General features: G+C 50.4%; 21 protein-coding genes. 6 read left to right on the top strand and 15 right to left on the bottom strand.

Features of this window, described 5'->3' with window-relative positions; genetic code table 11:
* Positions 1–101: 101 nt before the first annotated feature.
* From AC5JMP_RS15750 to rsfS, 4 genes are all read right to left on the bottom strand, one after another.
* Complete coding sequence (locus AC5JMP_RS15750; protein ID WP_495852434.1) at positions 102–893, bottom strand: ABC transporter permease; 792 nt, start codon at positions 891–893, stop codon at positions 102–104.
* A gap of 121 nt (positions 894–1,014) precedes the next feature.
* Positions 1,015–1,971, bottom strand: a complete 957-nt coding sequence (locus tag AC5JMP_RS15745; protein ID WP_495852433.1) for an asparaginase — start codon at positions 1,969–1,971, stop codon at positions 1,015–1,017.
* A gap of 43 nt (positions 1,972–2,014) precedes the next feature.
* Complete coding sequence (locus tag AC5JMP_RS15740; RefSeq protein ID WP_495852432.1) at positions 2,015–2,512, bottom strand: CGLD27 family protein; 498 nt, start codon at positions 2,510–2,512, stop codon at positions 2,015–2,017.
* Between the two features lie 42 nt (positions 2,513–2,554).
* Positions 2,555–3,025 carry a ribosome silencing factor gene (gene rsfS, locus AC5JMP_RS15735; protein ID WP_495852431.1) on the bottom strand — a complete coding sequence of 157 codons (471 nt, stop codon included), beginning with the start codon at positions 3,023–3,025 and terminating at the stop codon, positions 2,555–2,557.
* A gap of 507 nt (positions 3,026–3,532) precedes the next feature.
* Here rsfS and AC5JMP_RS15730 point away from each other — a divergent pair.
* The gene (locus AC5JMP_RS15730; protein WP_495852430.1) at positions 3,533–4,819 is read left to right on the top strand and encodes a glycosyltransferase family 4 protein; all 1,287 of its coding nucleotides are present in this window, start codon (positions 3,533–3,535) and stop codon (positions 4,817–4,819) included.
* Positions 4,820–5,107: 288 nt separating this feature from the next.
* Here AC5JMP_RS15730 and AC5JMP_RS15725 read toward each other — a convergent pair whose 3' ends face one another.
* Positions 5,108–6,178 (bottom strand): linear amide C-N hydrolase, encoded by a 1,071-nt coding sequence (locus AC5JMP_RS15725; protein WP_495852429.1) that lies wholly within the window; start codon positions 6,176–6,178, stop codon positions 5,108–5,110.
* Between the two features lie 311 nt (positions 6,179–6,489).
* On the bottom strand, positions 6,490–6,792 hold the full coding sequence (locus AC5JMP_RS15720) for an NIL domain-containing protein (protein WP_495852428.1): 303 nt from the start codon (positions 6,790–6,792) through the stop codon (positions 6,490–6,492).
* A 255-nt stretch (positions 6,793–7,047) separates the two neighbouring features.
* On the opposite strand from AC5JMP_RS15720, the gene AC5JMP_RS15715 reads away from it, so the two are divergent.
* Complete coding sequence (locus AC5JMP_RS15715; RefSeq protein ID WP_495852427.1) at positions 7,048–7,683, top strand: hypothetical protein; 636 nt, start codon at positions 7,048–7,050, stop codon at positions 7,681–7,683.
* 23 nt (positions 7,684–7,706) lie between these two features.
* Here AC5JMP_RS15715 and AC5JMP_RS15710 read toward each other — a convergent pair whose 3' ends face one another.
* On the bottom strand, positions 7,707–8,945 hold the full coding sequence (locus tag AC5JMP_RS15710) for an extracellular solute-binding protein (RefSeq protein WP_495852426.1): 1,239 nt from the start codon (positions 8,943–8,945) through the stop codon (positions 7,707–7,709).
* A gap of 607 nt (positions 8,946–9,552) precedes the next feature.
* On the opposite strand from AC5JMP_RS15710, the gene AC5JMP_RS15705 reads away from it, so the two are divergent.
* Positions 9,553–9,921, top strand: coding sequence for a hypothetical protein (locus AC5JMP_RS15705; protein WP_495852425.1), 369 nt, complete (start codon positions 9,553–9,555; stop codon positions 9,919–9,921).
* A gap of 91 nt (positions 9,922–10,012) precedes the next feature.
* Here the strand turns inward: AC5JMP_RS15705 and cobT are convergent, their stop codons facing one another.
* The 3 genes from cobT to AC5JMP_RS15690 all read right to left on the bottom strand — a co-directional run bounded on the left by cobT (position 10,013) and on the right by AC5JMP_RS15690 (position 13,083).
* On the bottom strand, positions 10,013–11,107 hold the full coding sequence (gene cobT / locus AC5JMP_RS15700) for a nicotinate mononucleotide-dependent phosphoribosyltransferase CobT (protein WP_495852424.1): 1,095 nt from the start codon (positions 11,105–11,107) through the stop codon (positions 10,013–10,015).
* 66 nt (positions 11,108–11,173) lie between these two features.
* Positions 11,174–12,010 (bottom strand): DUF2232 domain-containing protein, encoded by an 837-nt coding sequence (locus AC5JMP_RS15695; protein ID WP_495852423.1) that lies wholly within the window; start codon positions 12,008–12,010, stop codon positions 11,174–11,176.
* 188 nt (positions 12,011–12,198) lie between these two features.
* The gene (locus AC5JMP_RS15690) at positions 12,199–13,083 is read right to left on the bottom strand and encodes an alpha/beta fold hydrolase (protein WP_495852422.1); all 885 of its coding nucleotides are present in this window, start codon (positions 13,081–13,083) and stop codon (positions 12,199–12,201) included.
* A gap of 16 nt (positions 13,084–13,099) precedes the next feature.
* Between AC5JMP_RS15690 and AC5JMP_RS15685 the strand changes: the two genes are divergently transcribed.
* Positions 13,100–13,312: a hypothetical protein gene (locus AC5JMP_RS15685; protein ID WP_495852421.1), complete on the top strand. Its 213-nt coding sequence runs from the start codon at positions 13,100–13,102 to the stop codon at positions 13,310–13,312.
* A 252-nt stretch (positions 13,313–13,564) separates the two neighbouring features.
* Positions 13,565–13,759 (top strand): hypothetical protein, encoded by a 195-nt coding sequence (locus tag AC5JMP_RS15680; protein ID WP_495852420.1) that lies wholly within the window; start codon positions 13,565–13,567, stop codon positions 13,757–13,759.
* A gap of 266 nt (positions 13,760–14,025) precedes the next feature.
* Here AC5JMP_RS15680 and AC5JMP_RS15675 read toward each other — a convergent pair whose 3' ends face one another.
* Positions 14,026–14,802 (bottom strand): SDR family oxidoreductase, encoded by a 777-nt coding sequence (locus AC5JMP_RS15675; RefSeq protein ID WP_495852419.1) that lies wholly within the window; start codon positions 14,800–14,802, stop codon positions 14,026–14,028.
* Between the two features lie 186 nt (positions 14,803–14,988).
* Between AC5JMP_RS15675 and hemL the strand changes: the two genes are divergently transcribed.
* On the top strand, positions 14,989–16,287 hold the full coding sequence (hemL, locus tag AC5JMP_RS15670; protein ID WP_495852418.1) for a glutamate-1-semialdehyde 2,1-aminomutase: 1,299 nt from the start codon (positions 14,989–14,991) through the stop codon (positions 16,285–16,287).
* A 96-nt stretch (positions 16,288–16,383) separates the two neighbouring features.
* On the opposite strand, the gene AC5JMP_RS15665 is transcribed toward hemL, so the two are convergent.
* The 4 genes from AC5JMP_RS15665 to AC5JMP_RS15650 form a co-directional block, all read right to left on the bottom strand.
* Entirely contained in the window at positions 16,384–16,548 is a 165-nt protein-coding gene (locus tag AC5JMP_RS15665) for a metallothionein (RefSeq protein WP_495852417.1), read from the bottom strand.
* Between the two features lie 358 nt (positions 16,549–16,906).
* Positions 16,907–17,533 (bottom strand): DUF948 domain-containing protein, encoded by a 627-nt coding sequence (locus AC5JMP_RS15660; RefSeq protein WP_495852416.1) that lies wholly within the window; start codon positions 17,531–17,533, stop codon positions 16,907–16,909.
* A 9-nt stretch (positions 17,534–17,542) separates the two neighbouring features.
* Positions 17,543–17,896, bottom strand: a complete 354-nt coding sequence (locus AC5JMP_RS15655) for a YtxH domain-containing protein (protein WP_495852415.1) — start codon at positions 17,894–17,896, stop codon at positions 17,543–17,545.
* Between the two features lie 113 nt (positions 17,897–18,009).
* Positions 18,010–18,378 carry a hypothetical protein gene (locus AC5JMP_RS15650; RefSeq protein ID WP_495852414.1) on the bottom strand — a complete coding sequence of 123 codons (369 nt, stop codon included), beginning with the start codon at positions 18,376–18,378 and terminating at the stop codon, positions 18,010–18,012.
* Positions 18,379–18,568 lie beyond the last annotated feature (190 nt).

The raw sequence follows: 18,568 nt of genomic DNA, 5'->3' as shown, positions 1-18,568 counted from the left end.
TAAAATCTTGTGGTTCATAAAAATACGCGCCTCAGCTTGGTCACGCTAATCTTAAAGACAGTTCTGCCCACAAATCATAGCTTGACTAAATTGTTTTGCGACTAGCTAGAGGCGCTTGTATAAAACCGCAGCGCAAATTTCCAGAACGATCGCGCCACCCAGAGCAGGGCGATCGCCAAACCTCCAGCACCCGCAATCCAGGCAACTTCGACTCGGTTGAGCAATGTTTCTGCCGGGATTGTCGTCAAGAACGCCACCGGAATCACAAAGGTGAAAAAGAAGCGATACGCCACCGGATATGCCGCCATCGGATATCGCCCCGCCTCTAGCAGTCCCCGCAGCACTTCTGTGACGTTGTAGATTTTGACGAACCAAATGCTCGTGGCTCCCAGCATAAACCAGAGGCTATACAAACTCAGTAGCCCAAAAAACAGCGGTACGGCGCTAAAGAAATAGGCGATCGGCTGTACCTCCAGCCTTGTCCCAGCATAGCCAATCAAAATCATGCCAAACAGCAAATCAGGCAAGCCCCAGGGCGAAACTGTGCGGGCAGACAGCCAAAACTGAGAGCTAATTGGCTTCAGCAGCACAAAATCCAGCGTTCCCTGCTGCACTTGTTTCACAATTTGATTGAGGTTGGGAGCCAAAAAGGTGCTGGAAAACCCTTGCAGCAGCGTGAACAGACCCAAAACAATGAGCGCCTCTTCCCAGCTCCAGCCTTCAAACGTATAGCCTGTTTGGTAGAACAGCGACAGGCCGAACAGGCTGCCCGCCATGCCACCCAGACTCGTCAGCGTCGCCAAAATGAAGTTAGTGCGATATTCCAGCTCGGCAGCGATCGCCGTGCTCCAAAATAGCTTCAGCACCCGCCAATGTCTTGTGAGCCAATCCATAACGTTACGGTATCTCAAGGAGAGTGAACGAGTAAATGGGTGGACGGGTGGATGGGTAGATGCTCATCCACTCATACACCCATCCACCCATTATTAGGCAATCCACTATAAACCCCTTCCATTAAGGCATCGCCAGCTCTCCAAGCACCTCTAGGCGCTTAAAGTTCCCCAAGGTCATGAAGGTTTCCGTTAGGGTTTCGGCGATCGTCGGCGTAATCCAGCCCATCTGCTTGAGCAGGTGAATGGCAATCGCATGTTTTGCCCGCTTAGCACCATCTGTGGCTTTAATCGCCAGTCCCAGGCCTTGCCCCACCCGCGCCACACACTGAATGCCTTCGGCTCCAGCTTTGCTCACTAGCTCACCCTCAGCAAAGCGCATCAGCTCCGTATCAAACTGTCCTTCGCCCGAAATTAGGCTGGGATGATGCGTCATGGCGCGAACGATCCGCTCCATATCCACACTATCTCCAGAGCCAAGCTGAGCATACAGCGTTGCCATTTGCCCTAGCTGCATAAAGTAGGTGGGCGCACCGCAGTCGTCATGGGCATAGATAAACTCTTCGGGCGGCATCTTCAGCAGCTCAGCCATTTTCGTCACAATTAAACGCTGTACCGGATGGTTGCGCTGAAGATAGTTGCTGGTTGGGAAATTGCACTGACGGCAGACCGCCAGCATTCCGGCATGTTTGCCTGAGCAGTTGTGCTCTAGGGGGCTGCGCTTGCCGGGTGGTACAGGACATTGCAGCGCAGTCGGCTCCACATCGCATCGCCAGAGAATGTTAAACACCTGCCGCGCCTGGTCAACCGTACCCTGATGAGAGCTGCACATGACCGCCAAATCGCGATCGGTTAAGCCAAATCTTTCCAGCGTACCCGTATTGGCAACCGCCAAAGCCTGAAACGGCTTTAGTGCCGATCGAATAAAGGTAGAAGTCTCCGGATTGCCTGCCACAGACAAAACTCGCCCCCGGCTGTCTGAGACAACGGCCTGGACTCGATGCGTCGATTCAATAATGCCTTCTCGCAGTAGCCGCACCTGAAGCTCTGCGGTTTGGATGGTGCGTTTTCCCCTTGTCATGGCTAAAACTGTGCCACACTCCCGTACCCGCTGCAAGCGATCGCTACAAAAACATCCACACAACACCGCCTAAAATAAACAGAGCTAAAATTATGCCAAAAGTCATCTTCAGCCTTTGCAGCACAGACTTGAGCTGATAGTTGACAATCAAATTGTCTCGCTGCAATACCTCTTCCGGTTTCGTCCATTCCTGACCATCATACCAACCCGACTCTTCATAGAATATCGTGGCGTTGGAGAGGCGATCGCATACATACACCCAACCTAGGTAGAGCCGTAGCAGCGCCAGCAGAGGAATGACCATGGCACCTGCTGCCCCAAAGATGAAAAACTGAGCTGGATACTTAGACACATGGAAGCTGGTGGCAGCTACAGGAGCCGACACCAGCCAGCTCAATGTCCATAAAACAGCTATGGGCTTGATAAAGCCCTTTAGATCTAGAGTAGCCCACCTAAAAAACCAGGATTCCTTAAGCTCCTGATATTCATTGATGGGCTGCTGCTCGGTGGGGACAGGACAAACGGGGGCAGAAGACGGCATGGTTTGAGCGCAGACCTAGACTGTGCCTTTACTTTAACGCCTCTACTTTAACGAATCTGCTGTCGTCTGGGCTAGGGGCACAAAGTTTGTGCGTTCGGCATGACCCCAGAAAGCCTCAAGCCCATAAAATTCTCTGGCTTTGGGCATAAAGACATGGGCAATCACATCCCCGTAGTCCAACAAGATCCAGTAGCCTTCCGATCGCCCTTCTACCCGCAGAGGCAAGCGCTGACAGTCTTTTTCAACCTGACCTTCAATGGAGCTAGCAATCGCCCTCACCTGCACGCTCGAAAGACCCGTCACCATCACAAAGTAATCAGCAATGTAAGACACATCCGCCACCTTTAGCAAAACGATATCGCCGCCTTTGCGATCGTCTGCGGCGGCAGCAATGGCCATAGCAAGCTTACGGCTATCTTCTTTGCGGCTGTCCTCTTCGATGTTTGCCTCTCGCCGCTTGGGTGGAGTCGCAATGCTGTTGTCAGAATTCTGGGCTTGAAAAGCGTTAAACATCAAGGAATAAATTCTCCTAAAAAATGGGTGATTGGAACCAGTCAGCCTGAAGCTTCTAGCAGTCTAAAACTTTATCTCCCGATAGTTTCGATCATAGTGAACACAGCTAATTTCGGGAACGGTAGCCACGAATTTTGGCACATTAGGTTACAAAATACCGAAGCTGTCCAACACCTGCTCTCGGTGACAACGCGCAGCCGAACCGGACTCAGGAACAAAAGCCAGAAGGCAACAGGCTAACATTTGCCTCAAATTAATACTGACTAAAACGAAGTTAGTCTAAGACTTCAAGATGATCCTCCTGCCTCAAATCCAATTAATGATGCGTGATTGAAGCAGATTTTTATCTTTCATGAGCCTAAAGTAAATGCCGTATTCTCACGGTAGCAAAACTTACCCGTAAATTAATACACCTAAGTTGAACACTCAGTTGAACTTAAGTTGCACTTCAGTTGAACATGGGGCAGTTGAGTGTTTCGTCGCATCATCTCAGCGCTTAAACAAACTATGCGAATTCTGATTTATTCCTATAATTACCACCCTGAACCGATCGGCATTGCGCCCCTAATGACGGAACTGGCAGAAGGACTGGTCGCAAGAGGGCATGAAATCAGAGTGGTAACGGGAATGCCCAACTATCCTCAGCGGCAGATTTACCCCGGCTACCAGGGCAAGCTGTACTGCACCGAAGAACGAAATGGCGTAGTGATCCAGCGCAGCAGCGTCTGGATTCGCCCTCAGCCCGGACTGATTTCACGGATGCTGCTGGATAGCAGCTTTGTGCTAACTAGCCTTCTACAGGCTCTGAGAGGCTGGCAGCCCGACGTAATTTTGCTGACGGTGCCGCCCCTGCCGATCGCCGTTCCGGCAACGCTCCTAGGCTGGCTTTACGCCTGTCCTGTAGTGCTAAATCTGCAAGATATCTTGCCAGAGGCGGCAGTGCATGTGGGGCTAATCAGCAATAAACGAGCCATCAAAGTATTTGAGGCGCTGGAGAAATTTGCCTACCGCACGGCGCACACCATTAGCGTGATCACAGAAGGCTTTACAGATAACCTAGTGAGTAAAGGAGTGGCGATCGACAAAATCCGCTGCATTCCCAACTGGGTCGATACCAAGTTCATCCGACCCTTGTCAAAAAACCACAATCCCTTTCGCCAGATTCATAAGCTGCAAGATAAGTTTGTGGTGATGTATTCCGGCAATATTGCCCTGACTCAAGGGTTAAGGACGGTCATTGAGGCGGCAGCAAAACTGCGACACATTCCCGAAATCGTGTTTGTGATTATAGGCGAAGCCAAAGCGCTAGATAACCTATGGCAGGTTTGCATGGAGCATCAGGTAGAAAATGTGCTGCTGCTGCCGTTCCAGCCGCGCGAACAATTGCCAGAGATGCTGGCTGCTGCCGATGTCGGGCTGGTCATGCAGAAAAAAAACGTGGTGGCATTCAATATGCCCTCCAAAATTCAGGTGTTACTGGCTAGCGGTCGTCCAATTATTGGTTCTGTCCCGGTAAACGGTACGGCGGCAAGGGCGATTCATCAGAGCGGCGGCGGTGTTGTGGTTGAGCCTGAATCTGCCGATCGCCTTGCCGAAGCCATCCTCGACCTCCACGCCAACCCAATAAAAGTAGAGGCGATCGGGGAACAGGGCAGACGCTACGCCGTGCAAAATTACTCTGCTGAGCAGGCGCTCAGCCGCTACGAAAAGCTATTTTATGAGGTTGTGGCTGGAACCTCACGGAAACCTGCGATGACAGAGCGCGCAATACCTGACGCAGTACCTACTGAGTAGCAATTTGAGTGGCGATCGCAGGCTAAAAAAACCGCTTGAGGACGGGTTGATGGAATCGCTGGGCTTAAGTTTTATACCAATTTAAGACTCAAATAGGGCAGATGATTTTCGAGAGCCGCGCGGAGCGCGGCTCTCGAAAATCATCTGCCGCCTCATCAATTTGAATTGGTGTAAAAGCTTAACTTTGTTTTTGAGACATTTTCTGCGGAAAACCCAGAATGAGCCTTACTTCCTAGCAAAAACACGGAAAACCCAATAAGAGCAATTCCTGACTCCTGATGCTAAACCCTACTGAGCTGCCTCAAACACAAACGGCTTTGCCGTCACAAATTGGCTAGACACCTCGCCCGAAAACACGATTTGCTGGTTGTCGCCCAAATCAAGTGTCCTAACGCCAGACTCTGGAGAAAAATCTACTTTCTTTAGATCGACCCAGAAGACATTCGGAGAAATTGCAGACTCAAAGTAGTAGAGCTTGTCTTTTTGGTCAGCGACAACACGCCAACGAGTGGTCGAAAGGTTAGGTTGATCCGACAGGCTGATGCCGTAGGGAACTGAGGCATTTCGAATAACGCTAAATACAGAGGCAGCGGCTACGCGAGGGTCATCGGTTTCTGGGATGGCATTGATATAAAAGCTGGCACGAGCAAAGCGATCAGTGGCGCGGCTGGTACCCGGCAAAAAGGTAAGACCATCTACCTGCCGCCAGTATTGAGCGATCGCCAACTGATCCTCAAACACAGGTTCGTTGGTCATTACCTGGTAGCGGCGATCATGGTGAATTCGTAGTTTTCCATCCACCCATTCCAGGATGGCACTATCGCCTGTAGCATCTGAGAGTGAGAGGTGAAGAGTTGACAGACGACCTGGCTGACCTGGTATCTCTCCCGTTGCCACATGAAACGGATTGGCACGGATATGAGCTATAGACTCGGCGACGGTTGCAAAATTGTCGAGAAAATATTGCGACCAGATCGACAGCGATGTTCGCGGGGTTTTGCCGTCATCTTCAGGATATTTGGAATTGGCTAACCATTGAGCATTCACCACCAGCCCCGGCTCGTTCATGCCGTCAACAGTCGAGATGTTGTAGCCGCTAACAGCCAAGCTGCCATATCTAGAAGTCCATGTCAGTGAGTTAGGTCCAGCTGCGCCATGGCGCTCCATACCCTGAGGAAAAATCCACAAATTGCTTAAGATTTCTAGCTTCCAGTCCATTGTGCGACCAGTAAGGACTCGACCCCCTGTTCCTTGGTAGAGCGCTCGCGTACAGGCTTCAACGGGTATGGTCAAAGATAATGCTGTCGATATCAACAGCATCGGTAGTGCACTATAAATCGTTTTTTGGATAGTTTTCATATTGGCTGAATCTCGCTAGTTCCTGTTCAATTGCTGCCCTTGGAAGGGAGAGACTCATGCCTAATTGAGGGCAGTAGCGGGTTGTACCTGAGTTTTCGTTACATTCTGCCTCTGGCAAGTTGAGCATACTCTACCCTGAAAACTTCCGGTTGACAGTTAGATTAATGCTTTCTTCCGATTGGCTTCTCAAGCGAGTGGGACAAAAAAGGCTTATTTCCCAGGGAGTGCTAAGACTTCCCCACTAACTCATCCTAAGGTGGCTCAGGTTTTGTATCAGATCTGATACTGTCTAAGTCTGGAACTGCTGCTGGCTACCACACCTCATCGTCACCGCACCAGATCTCCAAATCTAAATCGTTGAGGTCAATTAAGGCACTCTGAATCTGAGCTTGCGTGCCGTCTAACTCCAGATCAAACCAGCCATCTTCCTGTCCATTAGCGCCTAAAAGCGCTGCGGTAATGTTCACCTTAAGGCCATAGCGCGTGATCAAGTTAGAGATAATGGGTTCCCGCTGATACTCTTTGGGAATCCGTAGACGCACCCGAAGCTGGGTACGGCGATCGCTTGGGACAGCGCTATCGGATTTGGCAGAAAACGATTCGAGGGTAGTCATTTGAGCCTTCCAATACTATCTACGGTTAGTCTATCGGATTACTGATCATAATACCTGAAATTGTGAGTGAAAGCGATTTTAGGCGCTGCTAATTTTGAATGGTTAGAATTGCTTAGCTATTATGTAGATGAGTGATAGCAGAATTCAGGTCGTCTCTAGCTCGATCGTGCCTGAGGTGAAAAGTCTCAATAACCGTTTTTTTGACTCCGTTCCCTGAAATATTTCTGGCATTGCTGACCTTTTCCTAAAACATTCATGAAGCAGCGCTTTGCTCGTAAATTTACGACTGTCCAACCTCAATGCTGGCTAGCTTCTGGCATGTCTTTGCTGGTGATAGCGGCTAGCTTCTGGACAGGTTCAAAAGCTGTTGCCTCAGAGCCGAATACCTTGCTGCTGCTGACCACTCCGCTCAACGAACAGCAGGTGAATCAGCTGTGGGCAGGAAATGTGCCGACTGATCGATCGATTATTGCGGCAAACACCGTTTCTCAATCCGATCTCACCATTCCCAGCCTGTGGTGGGCGCAGAAACAGTTTGGCGGTACCCTGCTCAACTACTGGGTCGCGTATTCTGGCGCTGATGGCGCTCCTCGCCGGATTGATCTGCTAGTCGATCAGCAGGTCTGGAATGGAACCAGCTATATCGATCGCTATGCCTTCATCACGCAAATGGGCGAAACTGCAAAGGACTTTGATTACAACCTGCGGGTGTTTACCTGGCGAGGAGATTTACTAGGAGCCTATGTTTGTGATTTCAGCGCCCCCAATCTGAGCAATTCTGGGACGATCGCCCCCACTGAAGACTCACGAACTGTCTCTCAATGCGATGTATTTCTGGGGCTTTCAGATCCCGGAACCTTTCAAAACAATCCCCTCCCTGCGGCACCTTGAGATCTGGCTGACGCTAATTATTTCTAAGCGTTGCTCGATACCGCAGTATTGCGCAGGGTTGTCCAGAGACGGCGGTATTGCTCAACGGTATCAGGGGCTAGGGGCAGAAGGAATTCACTGCGCTGCTGAATTCCACCATCAGCGATCGTCGCTCTAGCCTGACGTAAAGATTCTGGCAGATTTTCTGAGGCAATTGTTTTACCGACGGCTGTTTCACCAACGGCTGTTTCACCAAAAAAGAGCGGTGAAGCTGCAGAGCTGAGTAGTGAAAGCTGTGTGGCAATTTGGGGTTGCCAGCAGAAACCAATCCACTGCTTCACTAGGGAGAGACGATCGCTCGCCCCAGTCGAGATCGTTGGAGCCGTCGTAGGACGCACCCACAGGTCGGCAGTCAAAACGCTGCCCGATTGGGGCACCACGCCAGCTAATTCGCGATCGCGCTTGAGGATGGGCAAAATTTCGTGTGACCAGCCCACCGCCAGCCAGGTATCTTCCAAAATTAGCGGCTGGAGATAGGACTTAGAGCTGTAGAACTTGACCTGCTGCTGAAGCAATTGCAGCTCTGCAGGCAAATTGGCAACACTTTGCAAGTCGGCAAGATTGATCGATCGCCCTAATTTCTTCAGGGTTAGCCCAATCACAGCTCTAGCACTATCGGGCAAGGAAATACGTCCTTTGAGAGGCGATCGCCATAAATCGCTCCAGTCAGAAGGTGTCCACCCCAAAGACTTGAACTTGTCTGGACGATAGACCATCATTAGCGTTCCCCAACGATAGGGAGCTGCCCAGAGCGAATCATTGGCTTTGCCTAAGTTTCCTTGAGCATCTCGTCGAGCAAATTGCTGCCACACTTCGGGCAGCTGCTGCCATTCAGGAATGTCTTGGAGAGGCAAAGGCTGAATGAGTTTTTGCTGAATGGCTGGAGCGAGCCAGTAGTCGCCCAGCGTCACGAGATCAGAGGGTGGCACAGATTTGTCGCCCACAAAAGGAACAAATCCTGGAATGGGGACTGTCTTTGGATCGCTTTGGGGCGTTTGCCAAGTTTGCAGTAGCTCAAACAACTCTGCAAGCTGTTTACTCTGAGAAAAACTGAGCGGCAGGCTGGCAGCTTGCCGCTGAAATTCCTTCAAGAGCTGAGGCGGCACAGAGTTTTCCAAGACGCGAATTTTGAGTGCCGCGTCGCTAGTGGAATTACAGCCCAACACTAGCTGGCTGAGAGCTAACGCACTGGTGCCGAGGAGGAGCGATCGCCGAGTGAGCATGGGGCAAATAAGCGTAAATTAATAAGCGTAAATTAATCTGTGAAGAAGTGAAGCTTCTACCCGAAGGCGTGGGAAGTCTATTTTCATAGGTATTTCAGTCTATCTCATCCCATTCACAAGGATCGTTGCTGATTTTAGGTATAAATTTTTTTGAAAGAGATGCTCAGCACCCCTTTCAAAAAAATTTATACCCAGATTAAATAATGCCTCACAAGGGTTCTAATGAGTAATCACAGACCTTATGGAAAGCAGTTATTTGCCTGACGATTCTGCAATTAAAAGTCTTCAGAGTTCATCAGAGTTCAAGAGAATTTGATTAACCTGCAATAGCTTGCTGCTGCCAATAGCGATCGAATCTCGCTAATTTCTATTCACTTTCACTCAGCAATGATTGCACCTAGATGATTAATGTAGACTGTTAAAACTGTGCCGTTTCTCAGTCTTTTCGGCTTAAATTTTTCTATGAATAAAAAGATGTTTCAGATTCTTCTCTTGAATAAAAATAGATTGAGCAACAAAAGTTAAATGATTCAGGAGTATTCACTCCTATTGAGCATTTAGTTCTTAAAATATGGACATAATTCGTTAAGAAGAAGTAGAGCATTGAATGGATCCACTCCAGGAGCAAGTGTCTAATTTAAGTACAAAAGTAGATGCGCTGCATGGCAGCCTTGAGCAGGTGGGAAGTCAAATTATTGACATTCTCTCTGAGCTAAAGGGGAAAGAGCGCGGTTACTCCTCGTCCTCTGGAGCAAGTCTGGGGCGTTATTCTCCGCCCAGCCGCAGTAGTTTTGACATGGAAATGGCGCACAAAGATGTGTTAGCCGATGACAATTACTCAGATTCAGATTCTCAGAAGGGCGATCGCGTTCTGGCTCCAGAAGTCCAGATTCAGCGCTTGACAGCTCAGTTAACGGCTGCCTACAACCGGATTGCCGCCTTGGAAGAGCAGCTCATGTCCCGGCGAGTCCTGTAGTACCTTTGGTGTTGATATTCATGCAATGGTCTTTTATGGGGTGAGCTTCGCCCACCCCATAAAAGACCATTGCATTTTGAGCACTGTACCTTCAGCGGCTCAAGCGATCATACTCGTTGGCAAGAGTCTCGATCGCTGATAACATCTGTGCCTGATCCCAGTTTTGGTAGAGGTGGGCGGCGATCGCGCATCCACCAGCCCCCACGCCCTCTTTCACAAAGCCTTGCTCGTAGGCGCGCAGCATCTCGTAACGTGATGGGGCAAAGCTGAGCTGAGTGGCTAACAGCGGAGCTGCCAGCATTTGCGCTAGACCCACAGCGTCACCCGTTGGATCTTCTGCCACCCAACGGGTAGTTCCCACTGCCACTTGTTCAGGTCGCCAGTTCAAAGACTCAGTGCGAACCATTGCCTGAATCAGCGCGTAAACTGCTAACATTTGCGTTCCACCTGCCAGCAGAACGCCGCAAGATCGGCTAGCAGCGATCGTCATACCTGCTACCACTACCTGCATAGGGTCGCCCACAGCCGCTACGACGCTATCCCAGTTTTCTTTTTGCTTTAATCCCGCCCGTTTTAGCCCAGCCTGTACGATCTCCCACTTCTGCTGATGATTGCAAGTTGGGTGGCTGCTGCTGACCTTCCCCATAGCATCCCAGCCCAATGCGGTTAGCACTGCTAGCGCCGTTGTGGTGCCACCCACAACACACTCCCCCAGAATGAGATAGCCCTGTGCTTCAGCTGCCAGCTTTGCGCCCCAGATTAGACCCTGCTGCAACAGATGTCGCACCATAGCAAGATCGAGGGCATGCCCGTGGCTCAGGCATTGGGCAGGACTCCCCTGAAGGTCGATCGCCGGGACAGAGGGTGGCTGAGGCAATCCGGCATTAAACAGGTAGACCGGAATCTGCTGGGCTACGACGATCGCCCGCGTGATCAGCACTGGCGATGCACCCGACTGTAGCGGCGGCAAGGGATAGGTCGGATGAGCCTGAACCCCGCGCGCCAAAAATTCGGCATCTGCTACTGCCGTATAGCGGCGATCGTCTGGTGTAGCTCCAGCCGCAGAAATGCCGGGGATCAGCCCTGTTTCGGTAAATCCCAAGATGCAAGCCAGCAGCGGAGGAGCCTTTTGAAATCGATGTATCCAGGCTTCGGCTTGCTCAATCTGGCTGTAGGCTCGAATCATTGGCTAGGTTCTAGGGTGGGTTCAAACAGGCTCAGATATCAGGTGTTGCTAATGGTTTAAGGCACTTTACTCTTCGAGCAACACCTGTACCCACTGCGGCGGATCAGGAATAGGATTACCCAATCGCCCTAGCAGCAGCCATGCCGCCAAATGCACCGTAAACAGGTAAACCAGATCACTGCACAAAATAATCACAACAGTGGCAACCTGCACCACCGTTAGATTGGTTTGCCCCAGACTGTCTAGCCCTAGCCAGCCCCAATCTACCAGGACAGACAGCAACCATTGGATAAAGTCTGCAACCCGGTTAGTGGAATAAGCCCACAGGTCTTCGCCCAGAAAAACAGATAGAATGCTGAGCCGGAAGAAAAATCCTAGAGTGGAGAGTAAAGTCCCCAGAATCATAGAGGGTAGCCAAGGCGATCGCCGATGCCACATCATCCCCAACTGCACACCCAGCAAGGCATAGGGCACAAAAAACAGCAGACTTAAGTAAGGTCCCATTAGCACCGACAGCAGCAATCCACAGACGATCGCTGCCATCCAGGACGATCGATGTCCCCAGCGCAGATAAACTAGGGCGATCGGCAGGGGAAACAAAATGCGCATCCAGGGGCCAATGCTGAGGTAGTAGCTCACCAGCCAGAGCAAACTGGCAGTGCTAGCCAAGAATGCCACCTCTACAAGCGTGAGGGGCGGTGTTTTGATAGCGACGATTCCCAGGCGATCGCCTGCTGTCGATCGATCGGTAGATTGAGCGGGGCGAGACAGGCCAGCCTCGACTTCAGCTAACTCCTCGGCAAGACTGCGCTGATCGGTTGGGCGATTGCTATCGTCACGATTTTTTTCTTCGCGATTCTCTCCCGTCGGATCAGTCAGCGAATTATCGAAAGAACTGCTCATGCCGTTTTGAATTTTAGATTTTGGCTTTTGGATTTTGAAATCCTTCTGGCATGAGCGCCTTTCGTAAGCATTTGGCTAACACTTATCTTTTGGGGTGGAGTTCTTTCGGGCATGGAGGCAAGGATCTTTAAAGCACAATCAGCTCATCTACTGTAGCTTTAATCCAAAATCTAAAGTCCAAAATCGCCTCACGTTTCTCCCAGCCATGCCAAAAGCTCTGCATTGACGCACTCGGCGCACTCGTCATAGAGACAGTGTCCGGCTTCAGGAATTTCGACTAGCCGCAGTTGGGAGTTGAAACTAGAGAGCTGGCGCCCGCGCACGATGGGAATGACGCGATCGCCTTCTCCCCATACCACTAAGATAGGCACTGTCACTTGCGGCAACAGATCCTCTGTTTTAAGGCTGAAATCAATCTGAGTCCGGGCTTTTGAGAGTCGGTAGAAAGCTTTGGAGGCTCCGCGATCGAATCCAGGAGTCAGAAAGCTGGCAATTAGCTCTTCAGTGATACGCTCCGGATTGACGTAAGCCGCTTTAAGAATCGCTCGAATGATGCCGGGACGACGAACCATCTGAAACAGCAGACGAATCACCAGCGGAGAGGTAAAAAAGCTCTCAATTCTGCCTACCCACGACTGAAGCGAACCGATGAGCAGCTCTTGACGGGAAGCTGGCAGCGTCAGCAGCGCCAGATTTTTCACCATTTCAGGGTAAGCCACGGCTGCGGTAAGAGCCACCAATGCGCCTAGGGAATGACCAACCAGCACGATCGGCTCTCCGATGAAGGTGCGCCAAAAGTCATAGACCTGATCTGCCCACAGCTCAACTTTGTAGGCAGTGTCGGCTTTCTCCGAAGCGCCAAAGCCTACTAAATCTAGGGCATAGACAGGATGGGTTTGGCTTAGCGGCAGCAGATTTTCCTGCCATTGAGCCAGCGAAGAGCCAAACCCATGAAGAAACAAAATGGGCGGCTGATCGGTGGGTGTAGCCGATCGCACAAAGGTATAGCGTACCTGCCAACCTCTCCAAATCCAATCGCGCTGTGAGCCAAGTCGTGTTTGCTGCAATTGCACTCAGGCTCCCTAAGGCATGACTCCATCTTTGATCCATACTTTTGCCAGTATATCGGCTGCTAGCATATCGGCTGCCATGACTGTCGCCAGTCTGCTGAGGAAATTTTTGGTGGGGCGCGAAGCGCCCCACCAAAAATTTCCCCATCCTAACCGCCTTGGCGATCGCTCTTTGCCTGTCCGTAACTCTACGACTTTGGGTCGTGTTTCAAGTATGTTGCTAATTTTTTGAACGGGATGCAAAAGAGGGATACAAAAATGCTGAACGGACAATTAAGTTTACAGAGATTACTCGTTAGACTCAATTGTTCAGATAACTTAACACCTTACTCATAACTTTAAAGATAAGGTTAAGTTAACTAGAAAAAGTCACAAGATTAACTAATTTTATCTACTCGATTTTTTGCGATATGAGTAAGCGGTGTGAGCAGAGCAAGCATGTGAGCTAATCGCCTGTAGATTAATTTTACCTGGAGGAATAAATATGATTACGACAAATCTTTACTACCTCAGAGTTGATCCAGATACGCGCAACGACAAAGGCTCTTTTGTGGAAGATACCGTCTACAAGCTGATGGAGATTGAGCCATCGGGCTGGGCTTTGATCTGTCACGACGAAGCAAGCTGTCACTATGTTGATCCAGATGCCCTGAGAGAACTATCTGAGGACGATCGCTAATTACGAATGTCTAAACCCGTTTTTTTCAAAAGGGACGCCGTGCGTCCCTTTTTTTAGCCCTAAGGATAAAGCACTTAGGACTTACGCAAGCCCTCTAGCTGTAGTGCATTTTTGTTGTGTGTGGTGGGCGCAGCCCACCACACACAACAAAAATGCGTAAGTCCTAGCACTATTGCTTCATCCACCTATGAGATTTATTTTGGGAGACGCGCTCCGCGTCTCCCAAAATAAATCTCATAGCTAAAATTAGTAACTTCGATGAAGCTTCAGGACTGACGACGATTAACCAGAGTTGCACTCGCTTGATCGGTCGGGAATATCACCACGTCACTGATGTTGACGTGCAAAGGACGAGTGGCACAAAACACCACGATATCGGCAATATCTTCAGGGGTGAGCGGTGTTACATTGGCATAGACCTTGGCAGCCCGATCGCCATCTCCCCGAAAGCGCACTTGGCTAAAATCAGTTTCCACCATGCCGGGATCGATCAAGCAGACGCGCACGGGAGTTCCCAACAGATCTAGCTTCAAGCCTTCAGAAAGGACGCGCACGGCGGCTTTGGTGGCGCAGTAAACATTGCCTCCCGGATAGGTTTGGTGTCCGGCGATCGAACCCATATTGATGACCTGTCCGCGTCCCCGACCCACCATTCCGGGCACAAGCTGTCGGGTGACGTACAGCAGTCCCTTAACATTTGTGTCAATCATTTCCTCCCAGTCTTGAATGCTGCCCTCGTGCAATTTGTCCAAGCCCCGACTCAACCCGGCATTGTTAACCAAAGTATCTACGCTTGTCCAAGCTTCCGGTAGCGAAGCAAGGCGAGACTCTACCTGAGAGCGATCGCACACATCTAGCTCCAGTAAGTGGGTCTGCGTACCGAACGTTTGCTCTAGCTCTGCCGCAAGTTTTTCTAGCCGATCCCTGCGTCGCGCTGCCAAAATCAGCTTGGCTCCGCTTTGAGCAAAAGCGTGGGCACAGGCAGCTCCAATGCCGCTACTCGCTCCGGTGATTAAAACAATTTGGTCTTGAATAGAAGCCATAGTGCGTCACGTGAGGTTTTAGAGAAAGTCTAATGGACTCGCGTTTGATTGGCTTAATGATCATCTTTCTCAAGCTGCGTAAAACTGAAGACAGAGGCGATTAGGATAGATCAAGAGAAGCGATCGCCCCACCTCGCTATGGGTTAAAGCATTGAGTGGGTTAAAGCATTTAATCAGGAGAGAGAATTGGTCACTACACCCTTCAAAACAACAAAATCAGAAGAAATTTTTGCGGCGGCTCAAAAGCTGATGCCCGGTGGTGTCAACTCTCCGGTGCGGGCGTTTAAGTCTGTGGGCGGACAGCCAATCGTGTTCGATCGTGTCAAGGGCGCCTACATTTGGGATGTGGACGGCAACCAGTACATTGATTACGTGGGCACCTGGGGACCTGCTATCTGCGGTCATGCCCATCCCGAAGTCTTGGCGGCATTGCGAGAAGCGCTCGACAAAGGCACCAGCTTTGGCGCACCCTGCTACCTGGAAAATGTCTTGGCTGAAATGGTAATTGATGCCGTACCCAGCATTGAGATGGTGCGGTTTGTCAATTCGGGTACCGAAGCCTGTATGGCGGTCTTGCGATTGATGCGCGCCTTCACCGGACGCGACAAAATCATCAAGTTTGAGGGCTGCTATCACGGTCACGCCGATATGTTTTTGGTGAAAGCGGGTTCTGGCGTGGCGACATTGGGCTTGCCCGACTCTCCTGGCGTACCCAAATCCACCACCGCCGATACCCTCACCGCTCCCTACAACGATCTGGAAGCCGTGAAAGCACTGTTTGCCGAACATCCTGACCAGATTGCCGGAGTGATTTTGGAGCCTGTGGTGGGCAACGCCGGATTCATTACGCCAGACGCTGGCTTTCTAGAAGGTCTACGGCTGCTAACCCAGGAATATGGAGCATTGCTGGTCTTTGATGAGGTGATGACAGGCTTCCGGATTGCCTATGGCGGCGCTCAAGAGAAATTTGGCATCACGCCCGACTTGACGACCCTAGGCAAGATCATTGGCGGCGGCTTGCCCGTCGGAGCCTACGGCGGACGCAGAGACATTATGGCAATGGTGGCTCCGGCAGGTCCAATGTATCAAGCAGGAACGCTCTCCGGCAATCCTCTGGCAATGACGGCAGGCATCAAAACCCTGGAGCTGTTACAGCGATCGGGCACCTACGAGCAGCTCGATCGCGTCACCCAAAAGCTAGCAGAGGGAATGCTGAAGGTTGCGCAAGAGACAGGTCATCCGGGTTGCAGTGGACAAATCAGCGGTATGTTTGGCTTCTTCTTTACCGAAGGTCCCATTCGCAACTTTGAAGATGCTAAAAAGTCGGATACTGCCAAATTCGGGCGCTTCCATCGCGGAATGCTAGAACATGGCGTATACCTGGCTCCCTCTCAGTTTGAGGCAGGCTTCACCTCGTTAGCACATACGGATGAGGATATCGATCGCACCTTGGCAGCAGCAAAAGCTGTAATGCAGACTCTGTAAAGCCTAGGGTCTAAAAAATTAGCCAAAAATTAAGCGCTGCCCATTGAGCAGCGCTTAGTTATTAAAAGAATTAAAAGAGGCTCGAAACGATCGCCCTTAACATCCACAACCCTCATGGGCACAGCCTGTTTGACCGTCTTTGTGACCATTGGCGCAAGCCTCGCTACAGAAGGGCTTGCCGTCTTTGTGAATGGCATTTTCCAAAGCAACCACGCATAGACAAGATTCACAAGCGCATTTCATTTGAGTCACTATTGTCATTGTCGCTATCCCTAATTCATTCTTTATCTACTATAACATCTGAACATATATTCAGATTTTTCCAGACAAATCTAATGTCAATTTAAGACCCAAATAGGGCAGATGATTTTCGAGAGCCGCGCGGAGCGCGGCTCTCGAAAATCATCTGCCCCTTCATCAATGTTAAAGCGGTATAAGATCGACCTTATCCATTTTGAAGGAGAGGAAAGACAGCAAAATCAGGAAAGCATTGTTTGAATTTTTCTAGTGAACGTGCTGCCGAAAGAATCAATACTCTAGATTCTGGCGGTTACCTCGCTATTTTCCAAACCTGTGTGGGAATCGGCGCTTGTGCTGCCTGATTTGGACAAAGTCGAGCTTAAGGTTTCTGCTTAAAAACCCTGTTGAGATTGGGGCGATCGCTAGAGTCAGGGGCTTCAAAATCTGCGGCTGGGCGTTTGGATACTGAGTTTGGAGAATTTTGAGAGTCTGAATTTTGAGAAACCGGATTATGAGAAATACGGGTTTTATCAAGCTCCTCATAGGTTTCCTCACCATCCAACTCTGGGTAATCATCGCCTATTTGCAAGGGAGTCGAGCTGCGAAGTTCTGCGTATCGATCGGAATGCCGAATAGAGACAGCAGGGCGATTAAACGAACCCCAAGCAGCCTTCACACCTGCTAACAGACTGCGGGTTTGGGTTTGTACTTGCTTAGCCTGCTTCCGAGCACCGCTGACGCTTTGATCGACCTGCTGCACGACTCGACCCGCACTCTGCACGCCATCGCTGACATCTTCCGTTAAATCTGTAATTTCCATACCCGTCAGCCGTATGGCTTCCAGGGTAGGCGGCAGCTCCCGGCTAAGGGTATCAAACAACTTTTCTGCGCTACGGGCAGCCCGCGCTAATTCTCGAAAGGCAGGGAGCGCAGCCACCAGCACCGCTGTCAAGCTGGCTGCAACCAGTAAAATTGAAAGTCCCAGCCAAAATAAAGGGTCTACCACAAGTCTTGCCTACATCATGCCAGAATCGTGAATGGGAGAATGATCTTGAACCTCAACCTGTTCGATCGTCTGCCTCTCTCGCTGGCTAGCTTCAACCCCAACCGCAATAGCTTCCCGCAAACGAACCAAGGTGCCATCCCAGTTACGCAAAGCAGTTTCTGAGAGGCGATCGGCTTGAATCTGAACGCTAGTAGATAGATCTTCCGCCAGTTCTGGCAGGGCATCCGCAGATTTCTTGAGCAGCTGACGTGTTTCGCGACCCGACTTAGGCGCCAGCAGCAAACCTGTGACTGCGCCGATCGCCGCTCCCAGCAGCATCCCTCCCACAAATATTCCGGATGATCCTGAACGATTTTCTGACATGCTCTCAGTCCCTACTTCTCTAAATTAATTTTGATAGTGCCTACTTTTATAGTGTACTAACACCACTCTGAGGCGATCGACTCTACAGTCAGACCCCAATTTTAGCTTAGGTTTCAGCCCAGTCTTCTGGATTTACGGCTGAGTCGCGGCTTCACAACCTGACTATTGGGCAATCGCCCTATCCGGCGGCGAGTGTACCACCGCCAGACGAACTGGCTTAGCCCAGTCAACGCTAAAATCTTTTGCGCTTGGTGAATCTGTAGCTCAAGCTGGCGGTACTGCTGGCGAAGCTCCTGCGTGCCCACCTGTCCGCGAGAAATCGCTGCGGGTGCCCCTGACAAGACTGCATGAGTAGACTCCTCTGCTCTGACTAGGGCATCCGCTGCAATTGCCAAATTTTTGCTCAATCGCCAGACTTTGCGGGCAGCATACAAACAAAACAAGGCAATCAGTAAATTCATTACAATTACAGGAGTCACCATGCTTGCCTTCTGTTGCCTAGCCTACAAGTCTCTAGCCTACAAGTCTCTAGCCTACAAGTTCTTAGCCTGTAAGTTTTTAAGATTACAGATTAATTAACCTGCGATGGTTTTTTGGAAGTGTCGCGCTACGCGCGACACTTCCAAAAAACTATTGGGGTTTACCTCGTACATGATCCTTAGCCTACAAGTT

Source organism: Drouetiella sp. (assembly GCF_059504425.1).
Note: the sequence above shows the minus strand (reverse complement) of the source record. Positions and strands in the feature narration are given on the sequence as shown.